Here is an 18,012-nt window from a genome sequence, read left to right as displayed (position 1 = left end):
ACGCGCCCCTCCTGAAAAAACGACGCCCCTCTTGAAAGAGGGGCGTCGTCCGTCGTACCTGAGAGCTACGTGCTCGGGGAGGCCGAGGGGCTTGGCGAGGACGTCCCGGCAGCCGCCACGGTCAGTTCGACGGTGAGGGTCGCTCCGCCCTCGGTGGTGATGCGGAGCAGGAACGTGCCGGTGGTGTCGTCCGCGTACAGCTTCGGCAGCTTCAGCAGGCCCTTCGCGTCCGTCTTCAGGCCCGTCAGCGTGCGTACGGCCTTGCCGTCGGCGTCCTTGAAGAAGGGGCCCTTGTCGTTGGCGGTCGGGTCGTCCGCCGACTTGATCAGCGTGGCGGTGGCCGCGACGCCGTCCGCGACGGCGCCCTTGTAGGTGGCCTTCACCTCGACCTGGTTCGCGAACTCGCCGCCCGGGGTGCAGGTCAGCGCGGCGTCACCGGTGCGGGCGAGGGCGTCGGCGGCGCGCTCGGTGACGGTGGCCGTGTAGTCGAGGCCCGCGACCATACGGCCCACGACGGTGGCCCGGACGGTGACGTCGCCCGTCTTCTCCCCCGCCTGAAGCGCGGGTGCGACGGCCACTCCGGAGCTGTTGGTTGCGACCGTGGCCACGCTCTCGCCGCCCGTGAAGGTGGTGTCCGTGTCACCGACGATGGTGAAGCGGATCCTGACCTTGGCGACGGCCTTGCCGGCCTTCGTCTCGGCGCGGGTGCTGATCCGCTTGGTGAACGTGTCACCCGCCATCGCGGTGAGCTTCGCGGTCCCGGCGTCCTCCAGGTGGTGCACCGTGTCGGTGGGCGTGGGGGACGTCGAGGGCGGCGTGCTCGGGGTCGTGGGCGGAGTGCTGGGCGGGGTGCTGGGCGGCTTCGGCTTCGTCGTACCGCCCCCGCCGGGCTTCGCAGGGGGGCTGGGCTTCGGCTTCGAGCCGCCCGCGGCCGGCCTGCCGGGTGTGCTCGGCGTGGAGGGACCGGGGTTCGCCCCGGCCCCGTTGTCGCTGCGGTTGTCGGGCAGCGTGCCGGTGCCGTCGGGGATCTCGTGCGTGCCCTTGCGGTAGTACTCCAGCCACCGCATGACCAGGTTCAGGTACTCCCGCGAGTTGTTGTAGCTGAGGATCGCGCGGTCGAGGTCCTTCTGGTCGGACAGGTCCCAGTTGAATCGGCAGAGGTAGTGGCCGGCGGCTAGCGCGGCGTCGTAGATGTTGTTGGGGTCCTTCTTGCCGTCGCCGTTGGCGTCGCGGCCCGCCCAGGCCCAGGTGGACGGGATGAACTGCATGGGGCCGACGGCCTGGTCGTAGGTGCTGTTGCCGTCGTAGGCGCCGTTGTCGGTGTCCTTGATGAGGGCGAAGCCGTTGCCGTCGAGCTGCGGGCCCAGGATCGGCGAGATGGTGGTGCCCTCGGCGTTGACGCGGCCGCCGCGGGCCTGTCCCGACTCCACCCGGCCGATGGCCGCGAGGAGTTGCCAGGGCAGGTTGCAGCCGGGCTTGGCGTCGCGCAGCGCGGCCTCGGCCTTCTTGTACGCGTCGAGGACGGTCGCGGGGATGCCCGCCTCGGAGGTGCCGGGGGCGACGGGCCCCGTGCCGGTGCTCGGTGACGGGCTCGGGCTGTTGAGCGGCGGCAGGTCCGTGTAGTACGGGGAGTTGCCGGTGGCGCTGCCGTCGGAGGCACTCGCGTCGGGTGAGGGTGTGGCGTCCGCGGCCGCCTGTCTGCCGTGGTCGTTCACGCCCGGAGCCTGGGAGGCGGACAGGGCCGCGACCGCTACCGCGGCCACGGCGGTGGTCGCCGCCCCCTTGCACAGCCTCCTGCCGAATTGCGCCGCCATAGAGTGAACCCCTCCCGTGGACGCCCGAGCGCCCGTCTCTGTCTGTCGCGCGCTTCTGTTGCGTACGCGTACTTCTGTTGCGTTCGCTCTGTTGTGACGATCGACCGGCCCGAGTGGTTGCCCTCCACAGGCCTGTCTCCTGCCACCGGCACGGGTGACCCTGGCGACACTACGACAACTTCCTTTGCTCGGGCACCCGTTCGTGCCCGTTTTTCACCAGTTGGTCATGTGACGAGCATGGCGGGCGGCCACCGTTCGGCATCCCGCATACTGGGCCCTTCCGATCATCCGGCCAACGACCGTCACGAGGAGCCGAGTTGCCGTTCACGCTGAGCCACGCGGCAGCCGTACTGCCCGCCGTACGCACCGACGGCACCGGCCGGGGTCCGCTGGTCCCCGCCGTGCTCGTGGCGGGCTCCTTCGCGCCCGACATGACCTATTACGCGGCGAGTGCGGTATCCGGGGCGATGGAGTTCGGTGACGTCACGCACTCGTTCCCGGGGGTGTTCACGGTCGATGTGCTCATCGCCTGGGCGCTGGTGGGGTTGTGGCTGCTGGTGCGCGAACCGCTGGTGGCGCTGCTGCCGCGAGCGCGGCAGGGGCGGGTTTCCGCACTGGTGCGGTGCGGGGCGCCTCGCGCGCGCGTGCGGGCGCCCCTGGTGCTGCGGTGGTACGTGTCCGCGGTGCTCGGCGCCTTGACGCACGTCGTGTGGGACGCGTTCACCCATCTCGACCGGTGGGGGATGCGGGTGTTTCCGGTCCTGGGCCGGGAGGTGGCGGGCTCGCCGCTGTACTGGTACTTGCAGTACGGCGGTTCGGCGGTGGCCGCGGTCGTGATCGCCGGGTTCCTGGTGCGGGCCGTGCGGCGGGCGCCCGCACGCGTGCCGGTGGGGGTCCCGGCGCTGTCCGTGCGGGACCGGTGGCTGGCCGGTGCGGTGATCGGCGGTTTCGCGCTGGTGGGCGCGGTGCAGCGGGCGTCTCGGTGGTGGGCCTACTGGGGTTCGAGCGCCAAACCGTGGGAGATCATTCCGACGGTGTGCTTCGGAGCGGGAGCCGGTCTCGTCCCGGCGCTGCTGCTGTATACCGTGGGGGTCAGGGTGTGGCGTCCGGTTCCGGTCCCGGCCCCGGGCGGTCCTGATCGCCTCGATGACGCGGAGGCGAGTCGGTCGGCCGCTCGCTGAGGGGCGCTGTCGTCGCGATGTACACGGTGATGGTGGTGTGCACGGGGCGGCGAGGGCGCGGAAGCAGGGTCAGGACGAGCGTCAGGTAGCTGCGGGCCAGGTCCGCCCAGGGGCGGCCGGTGCTGCCGGGGCGCTCAGCCCTGCCGGGGCGCTCGGCATGTCCGGGGTGCTGGGCGGCTGGGGACGTGCCGCCGGTGAGACCGAGGATTTCGCACACGTCGCCGGGGCTGGTGAGACCCGCGATGACGGGCAGGTCTCCGGTGCCGGCGAGACCGGCAAGAGCCGTCACGTCGCCGACGCCGGTGCGACCGGTCGCGGCGGACGCCTCGGCGCCGCGCGTGGGGCCGGCCGGCCACCTGCCCTTCGCCAGGCGCTGCCGGAGGTCCGCCGTCGTGCGGCGCAGGGCCGTGGTGAGGCCGGCGGGAACGCGGACCGTGCTTGCGGCGGCCGCGAAGGGCGGGACCGGCGGGAGTGCCACGCCTGGGGCCGTGCGGCGGAGGAGCGTGCGTATACCCATGCCCGCATCTTTGCGACCGCCGGGGGCCAGGGCGCTTTGTCGGGGGCCACGCGAGTGACAGTTTCGGCGGGGCTTCAGCGGGGGCGGGGAGCGGGCGCCCCCGGCTCAGGACCTGGCCGGGGGCACGCCGCGCCGGACTAAGTGGGCACTCCGCGCCGGGACTAGTGCGCCGCCGACTCCCAGTCCGGGCCCGCGCCCACCGAGACGCCCAGCGGTACGCGGAGGCGGTACGGCGTTCGCCATCTCGCGATCGGTTCCCGCAGGGGTTCAGCGGGGACGGGGAGCGAGTGCCCCCGGCTCAGGACCTGGCCGGGGGCACGCCGCGCCGGACTAAGAGGGCACTCCGCGCCGGGACTAGTGCGCCGCCGACTCCCAGTCCGGGCCCGCGCCCACCGAGACGCCCAGCGGTACGCGGAGGTGGACGGCGTTCGCCATCTCGCGGCGGACGAGTTCCTCGGCGGCCGCCCGCTCCCCGGGGGCGATCTCCAGCACGATTTCGTCGTGGACCTGGAGCAGCATGCGGGAGGTGAGCCCGGCGTCCTTGAGCGCGCTGTCCACCTTGAGCATGGCGATCTTGACGATGTCGGCCGCCGTGCCCTGGATGGGCGCGTTGAGGGCCATCCGCTCGGCCGCCTCGCGACGCTGGCGGTTGTCGCTGTTGAGGTCGGGGAGGTAGCGGCGGCGTCCGAAGAGGGTCGCCGTGTAGCCCGTCGCCCGGGCCTCGTCGACCGCCCGGCGCAGATAGTCCCGTACGCCGCCGAACCGCTCGAAGTACGCGTCCATCAGGCCGCGGGCCTCCGCCGCCTCGATGTTCAGCTGCTGGGAGAGGCCGAAGGCGGACAGACCGTAGGCCAGGCCGTACGACATGGCCTTGATCTTGCGGCGCATCTCGGCGTCCACCGCGGTCGGCTCGACCGCGAAGACCTGGGAGGCGGCCGTGGTGTGCAGGTCCTCGCCGGAGGTGAACGCCTCGATCAGGCCCTCGTCCTCGGAGAGGTGGGCCATCACGCGCAGTTCGATCTGGCTGTAGTCGGCCGTCATCAGGGACTCGAAGCCCTCGCCGACGACGAAGCCGCGGCGGATCGCGCGGCCCTCGTCGGTGCGGACCGGGATGTTCTGGAGGTTCGGGTCCGTCGAGGACAGGCGGCCGGTGGCGGCGACCGTCTGGTTGAACGTGGTGTGGATGCGGCCGTCCCCGGCGATCGTCTTGATCAGGCCCTCGACGGTGACGCGGAGCTTGGCCTGCTCGCGGTGGCGGAGCATGATCACCGGCAGCTCGTTGTCCGTCTGCGTGGCCAGCCAGGCCAGCGCGTCGGCGTCCGTCGTGTAGCCGGTCTTCGTCCGCTTCGTCTTGGGCAGGGCCAGCTCGCCGAAGAGGACCTCCTGGAGCTGCTTGGGCGAGCCCAGGTTGAACTCGTGCCCGGCTGCCGCGTGGGCCTCCTTCACCGCCTGCTGGACGGCGCCGGCGAACATCTGCTCCATGGCCTCCAGGTGGGGCCGGTCGGCGGCGATGCCGTGCCGCTCCATGCGGGCGAGCAGCGCGGACGTGGGCAGCTCCATGTCGCGCAGCAGGTCGGCGGCGCCGACCTCCTCCAGGCGGCCGGCGAAGGCCTCGCCCAGGTCGAGGACGGCGCGGGCCTGGATCATCAGGGCCTCGGCCTCGGCGCCCTCGTCCGCGCCGAAGGCGAGCTGCCCGTCGGCCGCGGCGGCGGGGGCCAGCTCGCGGTGCAGGTATTCCAGGGACAGCGCGTCCAGGTCGAAGGAGCGGCGGCCCGGCTTGACCAGGTAGGCGGCGAGCGCGGTGTCCATGGTCACGCCCTCGACGCTCCAGCCGTGCTCGGCGAAGACGCGCATGGCGCCCTTGGCGTTGTGGAAGATCTTGGGCCGGGCGGCATCGGCGAGCCAGCCGGCGAAGGTTTTCTCGTCGGCCTCGTCCAGCTGGGAGGGGTCGAACCAGGCGGCCGCCCCGCCGGGCGCGGCGAGCGCGACCTCGGCGACCGAGCCCGTGCCGAGCGCCCAGGCGTCGACCGTGGCGACGCCGAGGGGCTGGGTGCCGTGCTCGGTGAGCCAGCCGGCCAGCTCGCCGGTGCCGAGCACCGTGCCGTCGAGTTGCACGCCGTCCGTGCTGATCGGGGTGGTCTCGGCCTCCTCGGCTCCGGGGTCGACTGCGAAGAGCCGCTCGCGCAGGGAGGGGTTGCGGATCTCCAGGGTGTCCAGGACCATCGCGACGGCCTTGCGGTCGTAGGCGGTCCGCTCCAGCTCGGTGACGCCCTTGGGCAGCTCGACCTGGCGCTCCAGCTCGGTCAGCCGGCGGTTGAGCTTGACCGCTTCCAGGTGGTCGCGGAGGTTCTGCCCGGCCTTGCCCTTGACCTCCTCCACGCGCTCGACGAGCTGCGCGAACGACCCGAACTGGTTGATCCACTTCGCGGCGGTCTTCTCGCCGACGCCGGGGATGCCGGGGAGGTTGTCGGACGGGTCGCCGCGCAGGGCCGCGAAGTCGGGGTACTGCGCGGGCGTCAGCCCGTACTTCTCGAACACCTTCTCCGGGGTGAAGCGGGTCAGCTCGGAGACGCCCTTGGTCGGGTACAGCACCGTGGTGTGCTCGCTGACCAGCTGGAAGGAGTCCCGGTCGCCGGTGACGATCAGCACCTCGAAGCCCTCGGCCTCGGCCTGCGTGGCGAGCGTGGCGATCACGTCGTCCGCCTCGAAGCCGTCGACCGCGAAGCGGGCCGCGCCCATCGCGTCGAGGAGCTCGCAGATCAGCTCGACCTGGCCCTTGAACTCGTCGGGGGTCTTGGAGCGGTTCGCCTTGTACTCCGTGAACTCCTGCGACCGCCAGGTCTTGCGGGAGACGTCGAAGGCGACCGCGAAGTGCGTGGGCGCCTCGTCGCGCAGCGTGTTGGCCAGCATCGACGCGAAGCCGTAGATCGCGTTCGTCGGCTGGCCCGTCGCGGTGGTGAAGTTCTCCGCGGGCAGCGCGAAGAACGCTCGGTAGGCCAGCGAGTGCCCGTCCATGAGCATCAGTCGCGGACGGCTGCCGCCGGAGGTCTTGTCGGTCGTCTTCGATGCTGTCTCTGCCACGCCCCCGATCCTGCCACGCCCCACTGACACTCGGCCCCGGCCCCGACCGCGCGGGCGCCGGGGCGGTACGCCGCCCCCGCCCGCCCCCACCGGATGTCACCGCCGCGTGGGAGGATCGGAGACGTACCTCACAGCGCAGTGGAAGGGGAGCGTGCGATGGCGACCAAGCCGCCCAAGAGTGATCCGGTGCAGGACGCGCCGCAGGTCGCCGGGCCGAAGCACGCGGCAGCGGGCCTCCCCGCGATCGGGCACACGTTGCGAGTCGCCCAGCAGCAGATGGGTGTGAAGCGCACGGCGCTGACGCTGCTGAGCGTGAACCAGAAAGACGGCTTCGACTGCCCGGGCTGTGCCTGGCCGGAGCCGGAGCACCGGCACAAGGCGGAGTTCTGCGAGAACGGCGCGAAGGCCGTCGCCGAGGAGGCCACGCTGCGCCGGGTCACGCCCGAGTTCTTCGCCGCGCACCCGGTCGCCGACCTGTTCGGCCGCAGCGGCTACTGGCTGGGACAGCAGGGGCGCCTGACCCACCCCGTGTATCTCCCCGAGGGGGGCACGCACTACGAGCCGGTCACCTGGGAGCGCGCCTTCGACATCATCGCCGAGGAGATCGCCGCCCTCGGCTCCCCGGACGAGGCCGTCTTCTACACCTCCGGCCGCACCAGCAACGAGGCCGCGTTCCTCTACCAGCTGTTCGCCCGCGAGCTCGGCACGAACAACCTGCCCGACTGCTCGAACATGTGCCACGAGTCGTCCGGCTCGGCCCTGTCGGAGACGATCGGCATCGGCAAGGGCAGCGTCCTGCTGGAGGACCTCTACAAGGCCGACCTGATCATCGTCGCCGGACAGAACCCGGGGACGAACCACCCGCGCATGCTGTCCGCCCTGGAGAAGGCCAAGGACAACGGGGCGAAGATCATCAGCGTCAACCCGCTGCCCGAGGCGGGCCTGGAGCGCTTCAAGAACCCGCAGACCCCGCAGGGCATGCTCAAGGGTGCCGCGCTGAACGACCTGTTCCTCCAGATCCGCATCGGCGGCGACCAGGCCCTGTTCCGTCTCCTCAACAAGCTCATCGTCGAGACCGAGGGCGCGGTCGACGAGGTGTTCGTTCGGGAGCACACGCACGGTTACGAGGAGTTCGCCGAGGCCGCCCGCGCCGCCGACTGGGACGAGACGCTCGCGGCGACCGGCCTGACCCGGGAGGACATCGAGAAGGCCCTCGGCATGGTCCTGGCCTCCGAGCGGACCATCGTGTGCTGGGCGATGGGCCTCACCCAGCACAAGCACTCCGTCCCCACGATCAGGGAAGTGGTCAACTTCCTTCTCCTGCGCGGCGACATCGGACGCCCGGGGGCGGGCGTCTGCCCGGTGCGCGGCCACTCGAACGTGCAGGGCGACCGCACGATGGGCATCTTCGAGCGCCCCGCCCCGGCGTTCCTGGACGCCCTGGAGAAGGAGTTCGGCTTCGCCCCGCCGCGCGAGCACGGCTACGACGTCGTACGGGCCATCCGCGCCCTGCGCGACGGCGAGGCGAAGGTCTTCTTCGCCATGGGCGGCAACTTCGTCTCGGCTTCCCCGGACACGGAGGTCACCGAAGCGGCCATGCGGCGGGCCCGGCTGACCGTGCACGTGTCGACGAAGCTGAACCGCTCGCACGTGATCACGGGCGCGCGTGCCCTGATCCTCCCGACGCTCGGCCGCACCGAGCGCGACCTCCAGGGCAGCGGCGAGCAGTTCGTGACCGTCGAGGACTCGATGGGCATGGTGCACGCCTCCCGGGGGCGCCTGGAGCCCGCGAGCCGGCATCTGCTGTCCGAGCCGGCCATCGTCTGCCGCCTGGCCCGCCGCGTGCTGGGCGAGAACAGCGCCACGCCCTGGGAGGAGTTCGAGAAGGACTACGCGACGATCCGGGACCGCATCGCGCGCGTGATCCCCGGCTTCGAGGACTTCAACGCGCGCGTGGCGCGCCCCGGCGGCTTCACCCTCCCGCACGCCCCGCGCGACGAACGCCGCTTCCCCACGGCCACCGGCAAGGCCAACTTCACCGCCGCGCCCGTGGAGTACCCGGAGCTGCCCGAGGGCCGCCTGCTGCTCCAGACGCTGCGCTCGCACGACCAGTACAACACCACGGTCTACGGCCTCGACGACCGTTACCGGGGGATCAAGAACGGCCGCCGGGTGGTGATGGTCAACCCCGAGGACGCGCGTGCCCTGAAGCTGGCGGACGGTTCGTACGTGGACCTGGTCAGCGAGTGGAAGGACGGCGTGGAGCGCAGGGCGCCCGGTTTCCGGGTCGTGCACTACCCGACGGCCCGGGGCTGCGCCGCCGCGTACTACCCGGAGACCAACGTGCTGGTGCCGCTGGACGCCACGGCGGACACCAGTAACACCCCGGCCAGCAAGTCCGTCCTGGTGCGTCTGGAACAATCGGCGACCGACTGAGCGTTTGCTCAGCGCAGAGGCGACCGCATGATCTGGACGAACGGAGACCGGGCCCCATGGGTGAACAGCAGCACGTGAAGTTCCCGCAAGAGGTCATCGACGAGTACGCCGCTCTCGGTGTGGACCTCTTGGCCCTGTTCTCCGCGGGCCACCTCGGGACCCGGATGGGCGTCCAGATCGTCGAGGCGTCGGCGGACCGGGTCGTCGGGACGATGCCGGTCGAGGGCAACACCCAGCCCTACGGACTCCTGCACGGCGGGGCCTCCGCGGTGCTGGCCGAGACGCTCGGTTCGGTCGGCTCGATGCTGCACGGCGGCAGCTCCAAGATCGCCGTGGGCGTCGACCTGAACTGCACCCACCACCGCGGGGCGCGCTCGGGCCTCGTCACCGGCGTGGCCACACCCGTGCACCGCGGGCGCTCGACCGCCACGTACGAAATCGTCATAACCGACGAAAACGACAAAAGGGTGTGCACGGCCCGGCTGACCTGTCTGCTGCGCGACGTGAACCCGGGCGACGAGGAGCTCATCCGCGCCGCGAGCTGACGCCACGTCGGACCGGCCGATGCCGCACCGGCCGACGTAGGGAAAACCCTGGAGGGGCGGGCGCGCTCTTGTCGCGACCGCCCCCGGGCGCTTCACTGACGACGCCCCACCCCCCACAGGAGAAGACCCGTCCCACCCCCAGAAGGGTTTCTCTTGACCTCCGTACGCGCCCTCGCCGTCACCGCCGCGGCCGGTGCCGCCGTGCTCGCCACCGCGCTGCCGTCGTCCGCCATCAACTCCTACAACGCCACGCCCGCACCCGAACGCACCGAGGTCGGCGCGCTCGTGGCCACCTGGGACGACGACGGCAACCCCGCGACCCCTGACCGGGTCGACTGGGTCTGCTCCGGCACCATGATCGACGCCGACACCTTCCTGACCGCCGCGCACTGCACCACCGACTGGCCCGACAACGTGCGCTTCCACGTCTCCCTGGACCAGGACGTGCAGTCCGGGCTCGACGCGGCGGCGAAGAAGTACCCGGGCGACCCGGCCGCGCAGGCCGCCGCCGTCGCCGTCCCGGGCACCGCCCACTCCCACCCGGACTACCCGGGGCCCGCCTCCGACACCCGCGACATCGCGGTGGTCGAACTGCCCGCCGCCCAGGTCAAGGCCCGCTGGAGCTTCACCCCGGCCGCCCTGCCCACGGCGAACCAGCTCGGCAGGCTCGGCCCGCAGGGCCTGAACTCCACCGACTGGCTCGTCGCCGGCTACGGCACGCAGGAAGCGGTCAACGGCCCCGGCGGCCAGACCCACCCCGGCGGCGGTGTCCGCATGAAGGCGCCCGTCACCTTCAACGCCCTCAACGACTCCTGGGCCCGCCTGGCGATGACCGCCCCGCAGGGCAACGGCGGTGCCTGCTACGGCGATTCGGGCGGCCCCAACTTCGCCGTCATCGGCGGACGGACCGTCCTCGCCGCCACCACCATCACCGGCGACTCCCCCTGCTACGCGACCAACGTGACGTACCGCCTGGACACCCCCGCCGCCCGCGCCTTCCTGGCGCCGTTCGTCAAGCTGCCGTAACCGGGCGCCGACGGCCACCCGGCCACACGGCCACCCGGCCACCCGGTCACCCGGTCACCCGGTCACCCGGTCACCCGGCATGATCGACCGCCCCGTCGCACCGAGCTCATCCGGAGCGGCGGGGCCTCGTCATTCTTCCAACTCGACGGAGCCACAAGGGACCTACGGCCCCATCGGCAACGCCGCTTGCGTCACGCCTGACCAACCGGCCTGCCGACCGCCGGGCCTCGCCGCCACCTCCGCGACACGCAACAGGAGTCGAGGCGTCCGCGGTGGCGATGGCGGTGGCAGTGGTGCGGCAGGCGCCCTCGACCCGACGCCCGGCCCCGGCCGGCCCACCCCGGAGCCTCACCGTCGAAACAGCCGTTTCCGCTCGCTCGGAACTCCCCCGGGACGCCGGCCACTCCTCTCTCTGCGTAACGCTCCGTAACGCGCGCGCAATACAGCCGCACAGTTCCGCCCTTCGAGCGTGCCCGCACCCGGGGCCTTTGCGGACTCGTTCACGCCGCCCGCGCCCCGGCAACCGCATGATCTCGGCCACGGCCAACCGGAAGTGCGCGTTCTCAGAATGCGGACTTCGGAGAAAACCCACCAAACCCGCCGAGACGGCCCGCCACCGAAGCCGGGCATCCACCGCGTCATAACAAGAAAGTCACAAGCCAGCCCACGCCGCTGACCCTGCCTCCACACGGGCTTAGAGTCACGGCCAGTCACCGCTCCATCGGGAGTTCGGTACCAGCGCGGCACTCACCCCCCGATCAGGGCGGGCCTGCCTGTGAAAGGACTGATCGTGCGACAGCGTTCCTTGGTGATTCTTACCTCCGTTCTTACGACCGGAGCTCTGACTCTCACCGCCTGCGGCTCCCGAGACGACAGCGGTAACAAGAGCGGAGACAGCGGCGACGGCACCACGCTGACCATCGGCGTGGACGCGCCCCTGTCCGGTGAGAACTCCACCACCGGCCTCGGCATTCAGTACGGCGCTCAGATCGCCGTCGACGACGCCAACAAGAACAACTGGGTCCCGGGCGTGAAATTCAAGCTCAGGGCCCTGGACGACAAGGCGCAGCCCGCCACCGGCCAGTCCAACGCCACCAGCCTCACCGGCGACAAGACCGTCGTCGGCGCCGTCGGACCGCTGAACTCCGGCGTCGCCCAGACGATGCAGCAGGTGTTCGCCTCGGCCAACATGGTCCAGATCTCCCCCGCGAACACCGCCCCCGAGCTGACCCAGGGCAAGAACTGGCAGACGGACAAGAAGCGCCCGTTCAAGACCTACTTCCGCACCGCCACCACCGACGAACTCCAGGGCAGCTTCGCGGCCGGCTACGCGTACAACGGCCTCAAGAAGAAGAAGGCCTTCGTCGTCGACGACAAGCAGACCTACGGCGCCGGCCTCGCGAAGATCTTCAACGAGCAGTTCAAGAAGCTCGGCGGCAAGGTCGTAGCCACCGACCACGTCAACACCGGCGACAAGGACTTCGGCTCCCTCGTCACGAAGATCAAGAACTCCGGTGCCGACCTGCTCTACTACGGCGGCCAGTACGACGAGTCCGCGCTGATCACCAAGCAGCTCAAGGACGCCGGCGTCAAGATCCCGCTGTTCGGCGGCGACGGCATGTTCGCCTCCACCTACATCGAGGCCGCCGGCAAGCCCGCCGAGGGCGACCTCGTCACCGCGATCGGCGTCCCCGCCGACACCCTGCCCGCGGCCAAGCAGTTCATCCAGACGTACAAGGACAAGGGTTACAAGGGCGACTACGGCGCCTACGGCGCCTACGCCTACGACGCCACCACGGCCATCATCAAGGCCGTCAAGGCCGCGGCCGACGCCAACAACGGCAAGGTCCCCAGCGACATCAACGACCTGCGCTCCAAGGTCGTCGACGGCGTCCAGAAGTCCGACTTCGAAGGCCTCACCGGCAAGGTCTCCTTCGACCAGTACGGCGACACCACCAACAAGCAGCTGACGGTGTACCAGGTCGAGAAGGGTGCCTGGAAGGCCGTGGAGACCGGCACCGCCGACCTCCAGTAATTCCGGCCCCCCAGTACGCAGCACCACGGGCCGCGCGGGAGGACGACCCCGACCGCGCGGCCCGTTTTCACACCCCCACAGCACGCGACCACGCACGCATCCAGTGCACACGACCACCAGCGACATGGAGGCCATGCGGTGAACACCCTGCCGCAGCAGCTGGCCAACGGGCTGCTTCTCGGCTCGATGTACGGGCTGATAGCCATCGGTTACACGATGGTGTACGGCATCGTCCAGCTCATCAACTTCGCGCACGGCGAGATCTTCATGACCGGAGCGTTCGGCGCCCTCACGGTCTACTTCTACATCCTCCCCGACGGCACCTCGATGGCCCTCGCCGTACCCCTGATGCTCATCGGCGGCGCCCTCGTGGCCATCCTCATCGCCGTCGGAGCGGAACGGTTCGCCTACCGGCCACTGCGCGGAGCACCACGACTGGCACCGCTCATCACAGCCATCGGCCTCTCCCTGGCACTCCAGGAGGTCGTGCGCAACTTCTACCCCGGCGCCGACCGCGCCCGCGCCTTCCCCGGCCTCGACGCCACCCACGACATCGGCTCCATCACCATCAAGGACGCCGACATCTTCCTCATCCTCGCCGCCGTCATCTGCATGGCCGCCCTCGCCTTCTTCGTGCGCCGCAGCCGCACCGGCCGCGCCATGCAGGCCACCGCGCAGGACCCCGACACCGCGCAGCTGATGGGCATCGACACCAACCGCATCATCGTCATCGCCTTCGCCATCGGCGGCTTCTTCGCCGCCGTCGCGGCCGTCGCCTACGGACTCAAGTACGGCAACGTCGACTACCGCATGGGCTTCCTCATGGGCCTCAAGGCGTTCACCGCGGCCGTCCTCGGCGGCATCGGCAACATCTACGGCGCCATGCTCGGCGGCGTCGTCCTCGGCATCGCCGAGACCCTCGCCTCCGCCTACATCGACGAGATCCCCGGCATGCACCTCTTCGGCGGCGGCTCCTGGAAGGACGTCTGGGCCTTCTGCCTGCTCATCATCGTCCTTCTCGTCAGGCCACAGGGCCTGCTCGGCGAACGCGTCGCGGACAGGGCGTGATCTCGATGACCGACACCACCAAGACCACCCCCGCCGCCCGCGGACTCGTCCCGCTCCCCCGCGCCGCGGCCCGCGCGCTCCTCCTCGCCGGAGGCATCGCCACCGCCGCCACCGCCTTCCTCGCCTGGACCTGGACCGACGAGTTCCCCGGCGACCTCACCATCAACGGCTACCCCGGCGGCCTGCAATGGCTCACCTTCGCCGCCGGCCTCCTCACCGCCCTCTTCGCCCTCGCCCTCTACGGCGTCCGCGGCCTCGGCTGGCTCCTGCCCGCCCGCAACAACGCCCCCCTCACCCTCGCGGCCCTCGGCGGCTTCGGCACCACCTGGTTCACCGTCATCGCCATCAGCGTCGAACTCGGCGGCGTCGTCAACCTCGAACCCGGCGCCTGGGCAGCGGCCATCGCCTCCCTGCTGCCCGTCCTCGGCGCCTTCGCCCTCCCCCAACAGGGCATCGGCCAGGACAGCACCAGGGAAAGCCTGAAGGCGTACATCGCCAAGCCCGACGCGATCCCCGCACCCCAGCCCCTCACCCCATGGCTGGAACGCGCCGCCATCACCCTCGCCACCATCCTCGGCCTCGCCGTCTTCACCTACGGCATCGACACCGCGTACGGCGAACTCTTCATCGGCTACCTCATCGTCGTCGTCTTCTTCGTCTGGGCCATGCACACCGCCGGCCTCATGGACCGCTTCTCCCGCCTCGTCGCCCACAACCGCAGCTTCACGCTCGCCATGGGCTTCCTCGCGGCGATAGCGTTCCCCTTCACCCAGACCGACGACCACTACGCCAACATCGGCGTCAACATCCTGATCTTCGGGACCGTCGCCCTCGGCCTCAACATCGTCGTCGGCCTCGCCGGCCTCCTCGACCTCGGATACGTCGCCTTCCTCGGCGTCGGCGCCTACACCGCCGCCCTCGTCTCCGGCTCCGAGTTCTCCACCTTCTCCGGCGTCCAATTCCCCTTCTGGGCCGCCGCCCTCACCGGCGCCGCCGCCTCCCTGATCTTCGGCGTCCTCATCGGCGCCCCCACCCTGCGGCTGCGCGGCGACTACCTCGCCATCGTCACCCTCGGCTTCGGAGAGATCTTCCGCATCGCCGTCAACAACATGGACGGCGACTCCGGACCCGACGTCACCAACGGGCCCAACGGCATCGCCAACATCCCCGACCTGAACCTCCTCGGCTTCAACTTCGGCCAGGCCCACGACATCGGCGGATTCACCCTCGGCCGATTCGCCAACTACTACCTACTGATGGTCCTCATCATGGCCATCGTCGTCCTCGTCTACACCCGCGCCGCCGACTCCCGGATCGGCCGCTCCTGGATCGCCATCCGCGAGGACGAGACCGCCGCGACCGCCATGGGCATCAACGGCTTCCGCGTCAAGCTCGTCGCCTTCGCCCTCGGCGCCGCCCTCGCCGGCCTCGCCGGCACCGTCAGCGCCCACGTCACCTACAGCGTGGTCCCCACCCCGTACCAGTTCGCCGGCTCCACCCCGCCCAACTCCGCGTTCCTCCTGGCCGCGGTCGTCCTCGGCGGCATGGGCACGGTCGCCGGACCGCTCCTCGGCGCGGCCCTGCTCTACCTGCTCCCCGAGAAGCTCGTCTTCCTCCAGGACAAGTCGCTCCTCGCCTTCGGCATCGCACTCATCCTGCTGATGCGCTTCCGCCCCGAAGGCATCATCGCCAACCGCCGGCGCCAGCTCGAATTCCACGAGACCGGCCAACTCGACGTACCCAAACAAACCACGCTGACCGACGAACCGGCCGTCACCAAGGCGGGGGCGTAACCATCATGACGACACCTGTACTCGAAGCCCGCGGCGTCACGATGCGCTTCGGCGGCCTCACCGCCGTCCGCTCCGTCGACTTCACGGTCAACGCCGGCGAGATCGTCGGCCTCATCGGCCCCAACGGCGCCGGCAAGACCACCTTCTTCAACTGCCTCACCGGCCTCTACGTCCCCACCGAGGGCACCGTCTCCTACAAGGGCACCGTGCTCCCGCCCAAGCCCCACCTGGTCACCCAGGCCGGCATCGCCCGCACCTTCCAGAACATCCGCCTGTTCGCCAACATGACGGTCCTGGAAAACGTCCTCGTCGGCCGCCACACACGGACCAAGGAAGGCCTCTGGTCCGCCCTCCTGCGCGGCCCCGGCTTCAAGAAGGCCGAACGCGCCAGCGAGGAACGCGCCATGGAACTCCTCGAGTTCATCGGCCTCGCCCACAAGCGCGACCACCTCGCCCGCAACCTCCCCTACGGCGAACAGCGCAAGCTCGAGATCGCACGCGCCATGGCCTCCGAGCCCGGCCTGCTGCTCCTCGACGAGCCCACCGCCGGAATGAACCCCCAGGAGACGCGGGCCACCGAGGAACTCGTCTTCGCCATCCGCGACAAGGGCATCGCCGTCCTCCTCATCGAGCACGACATGCGCTTCGTCTTCAACCTCTCCGACCGCGTCGCCGTCCTCGTCCAGGGCGAGAAGCTCGTCGAAGGCACCTCCGACGTCGTCCAGGCCGACGAGCGCGTCATCGCCGCCTACCTCGGCGAACCGTTCGAAGGCGACCCCGGCGAGGCCGAAGCCGCCGAGGTCGAGGCCGCCGAAGCCGCCGCGGAAGCGACGCCCAGCACCACCAGCAGCACCAAGGGAGAAGCCAAGTGACCGCACTCCTCGAGGTCGAGGACCTCCGGGTCTCCTACGGCAAGATCGAAGCCGTCAAAGGCATCTCCTTCAGCGTCGAAGCCGGCCAGGTCGTCACCCTCATCGGCACCAACGGCGCCGGCAAGACGACCACCCTGCGCACGCTGTCGGGCCTGCTCAAGCCGACGTCCGGGAAGATCCTCTTCGACGGCAAACCCCTCAACGGGGTCCCCGCCCACAAGATCGTCGCCCTCGGCCTCGCCCACTCCCCCGAAGGCCGGCACATCTTCCCCCGCCTCACCATCGCGGAGAACCTCCAGCTCGGCGCGTTCCTCCGCAAGGACAAGGAAGGCATCGAGAAGGACATCCAGCGGGCCTACGACCTCTTCCCCATCCTCGGGGAACGCAGGAAGCAGGCCGCCGGAACCCTCTCCGGCGGCGAACAGCAGATGCTCGCCATGGGCCGCGCCCTGATGTCCCAGCCCAAGCTCCTCATGCTCGACGAGCCCTCCATGGGCCTCTCCCCGATCATGATGCAGAAGATCATGGCGACGATCTCGGAGCTGAAGTCCCAGGGCACGACCATCCTGCTCGTCGAACAGAACGCCCAGGCGGCGCTCTCCCTCGCCGATCAGGGCCACGTCATGGAGGTCGGCAACGTCGTCCTCTCCGGGACGGGGCAGGACCTGCTGCACGACGAGTCGGTCCGCAAGGCGTACCTCGGCGAGGACTGACGTCCGGCCCGTACACGAAGAGGCCCGCCCCTTTCCAAAGGGGCGGGCCTCTTGTTCTGCTCTTCTCAGCCCTTGCCGGCCTTCTTCTCCTCGGCGTCCTGGATGACGGCCTCCGCGACCTGCTGCATCGACATCCGCCGGTCCATCGACGTCTTCTGGATCCACCGGAACGCGGCGGGCTCGGTCAGCCCGTACTCCGTCTGGAGGATGGACTTCGCCCGGTCCACCAGCTTCCGCGTCTCCAGCCGCAGCGTGAGGTCCGCGACCTCCTTCTCCAGCTCCTTCAGCTCCGTGAACCGCGAGACGGCCATCTCGATCGCCGGCACGACGTCGGTCTTGCTGAACGGCTTCACCAGGTAGGCCATCGCACCGGCGTCCCGGGCCCGCTCCACGAGGTCGCGCTGCGAGAACGCGGTCAGCATCAGCACCGGCGCGATGCTCTCCTCGGCGATCTTCTCGGCCGCGGAGATACCGTCCAGCTTCGGCATCTTCACGTCCAGGATCACCAGGTCCGGCCGGTGCTCACGGGCCAGCTCCACGGCCTGCTCCCCGTCCCCGGCCTCACCGACGACGGTGTACCCCTCCTCCTCCAGCATCTCTTTGAGATCGAGCCGGATCAGGGCCTCGTCCTCGGCGATGACGACCCGGGTCGTCATCGGAGGCACGTGCGAGTTGTCCTCATCAGGCACGTCAACAGGCTGGGGCGACTCGGGGGCGCTCACGTGGGCTCCTTGGTACGGGGCAGGCCGGTACTGCTCCCAAGAGCGTACCTAGCTGCGGTATGGTGGTCAGGCAGTGGGTCGAGGTCAACCTTGGATTCACCGGGCCCCGGTAGCCCAATTGGCAGCAGGCAATGGATTCAAAACCCATACAGTGTCGGTTCGAGTCCGACCCGGGGCACTTTTCCTTGGTTTCCAAGGTCACCATTCAG

13 protein-coding genes and 1 tRNA gene are annotated in these 18,012 nt (G+C 70.2%); 10 read left to right on the top strand and 4 right to left on the bottom strand.

What is annotated here, in order from left to right; translation table 11 throughout:
* Nucleotides 1-65: 65 nt before the first annotated feature.
* Nucleotides 66-1,814, bottom strand: coding sequence for a lytic transglycosylase domain-containing protein (locus QC385_RS17785; RefSeq protein WP_279542306.1), 1,749 nt, complete (start codon nt 1,812-1,814; stop codon nt 66-68).
* 317 nt (nt 1,815-2,131) lie between these two features.
* On the opposite strand from QC385_RS17785, the gene QC385_RS17780 reads away from it, so the two are divergent.
* Nucleotides 2,132-2,995, top strand: a complete 864-nt coding sequence (locus QC385_RS17780; RefSeq protein WP_279542305.1) for a DUF4184 family protein — start codon at nt 2,132-2,134, stop codon at nt 2,993-2,995.
* Here the strand turns inward: QC385_RS17780 and QC385_RS44050 are convergent.
* Together QC385_RS44050 and polA are read right to left on the bottom strand one after the other, a co-directional pair.
* Complete coding sequence (locus tag QC385_RS44050) at nt 2,907-3,512, bottom strand: hypothetical protein (protein WP_336621300.1); 606 nt, start codon at nt 3,510-3,512, stop codon at nt 2,907-2,909. The genes QC385_RS17780 and QC385_RS44050 overlap by 89 nt on opposite strands.
* Before the next feature lie 354 nt (nt 3,513-3,866).
* Nucleotides 3,867-6,593, bottom strand: a complete 2,727-nt coding sequence (polA, locus tag QC385_RS17770) for a DNA polymerase I (protein WP_279542304.1) — start codon at nt 6,591-6,593, stop codon at nt 3,867-3,869.
* Between the two features lie 156 nt (nt 6,594-6,749).
* Here polA and QC385_RS17765 point away from each other — a divergent pair, with 156 nt between their 5' ends.
* The 8 genes from QC385_RS17765 to QC385_RS17730 all read left to right on the top strand — a co-directional run bounded on the left by QC385_RS17765 (nt 6,750) and on the right by QC385_RS17730 (nt 17,081).
* On the top strand, nt 6,750-9,029 hold the full coding sequence (locus QC385_RS17765) for an FdhF/YdeP family oxidoreductase (protein ID WP_279542303.1): 2,280 nt from the start codon (nt 6,750-6,752) through the stop codon (nt 9,027-9,029).
* A gap of 56 nt (nt 9,030-9,085) precedes the next feature.
* Nucleotides 9,086-9,574, top strand: a complete 489-nt coding sequence (locus QC385_RS17760; protein WP_279542302.1) for a PaaI family thioesterase — start codon at nt 9,086-9,088, stop codon at nt 9,572-9,574.
* Between the two features lie 153 nt (nt 9,575-9,727).
* Nucleotides 9,728-10,600, top strand: coding sequence for a trypsin-like serine protease (locus QC385_RS17755; RefSeq protein WP_279542301.1), 873 nt, complete (start codon nt 9,728-9,730; stop codon nt 10,598-10,600).
* A gap of 805 nt (nt 10,601-11,405) precedes the next feature.
* Nucleotides 11,406-12,635 carry a branched-chain amino acid ABC transporter substrate-binding protein gene (locus tag QC385_RS17750; RefSeq protein WP_279542359.1) on the top strand — a complete coding sequence of 410 codons (1,230 nt, stop codon included), beginning with the start codon at nt 11,406-11,408 and terminating at the stop codon, nt 12,633-12,635.
* A gap of 138 nt (nt 12,636-12,773) precedes the next feature.
* Complete coding sequence (locus tag QC385_RS17745; RefSeq protein WP_279542300.1) at nt 12,774-13,703, top strand: branched-chain amino acid ABC transporter permease; 930 nt, start codon at nt 12,774-12,776, stop codon at nt 13,701-13,703.
* Nucleotides 13,704-13,708: 5 nt separating this feature from the next.
* Nucleotides 13,709-15,496: a branched-chain amino acid ABC transporter permease gene (locus QC385_RS17740; protein WP_279542299.1), complete on the top strand. Its 1,788-nt coding sequence runs from the start codon at nt 13,709-13,711 to the stop codon at nt 15,494-15,496.
* 5 nt (nt 15,497-15,501) lie between these two features.
* Nucleotides 15,502-16,368: an ABC transporter ATP-binding protein gene (locus tag QC385_RS17735; protein ID WP_279542298.1), complete on the top strand. Its 867-nt coding sequence runs from the start codon at nt 15,502-15,504 to the stop codon at nt 16,366-16,368.
* Nucleotides 16,365-17,081 (top strand): ABC transporter ATP-binding protein, encoded by a 717-nt coding sequence (locus tag QC385_RS17730; RefSeq protein WP_059414413.1) that lies wholly within the window; start codon nt 16,365-16,367, stop codon nt 17,079-17,081. The genes QC385_RS17735 and QC385_RS17730 overlap by 4 nt, the downstream gene beginning before the upstream one ends.
* 65 nt (nt 17,082-17,146) lie before the next feature.
* Here the strand turns inward: QC385_RS17730 and QC385_RS17725 are convergent, their stop codons facing one another.
* Nucleotides 17,147-17,803 (bottom strand): ANTAR domain-containing response regulator, encoded by a 657-nt coding sequence (locus QC385_RS17725; RefSeq protein WP_150480279.1) that lies wholly within the window; start codon nt 17,801-17,803, stop codon nt 17,147-17,149.
* 103 nt (nt 17,804-17,906) lie between these two features.
* Between QC385_RS17725 and QC385_RS17720 the strand changes: the two genes are divergently transcribed.
* Nucleotides 17,907-17,981 (top strand) — tRNA-Leu (locus QC385_RS17720).
* The last annotated feature ends 31 nt before the right edge of the window (nt 17,982-18,012 follow it).

Source organism: Streptomyces sp. DH10 (assembly GCF_029813805.1).
Classification (GTDB): Bacteria; Actinomycetota; Actinomycetes; order Streptomycetales; family Streptomycetaceae; genus Streptomyces; species Streptomyces coeruleofuscus.
Note: the sequence above shows the minus strand (reverse complement) of the source record. Positions and strands in the feature narration are given on the sequence as shown.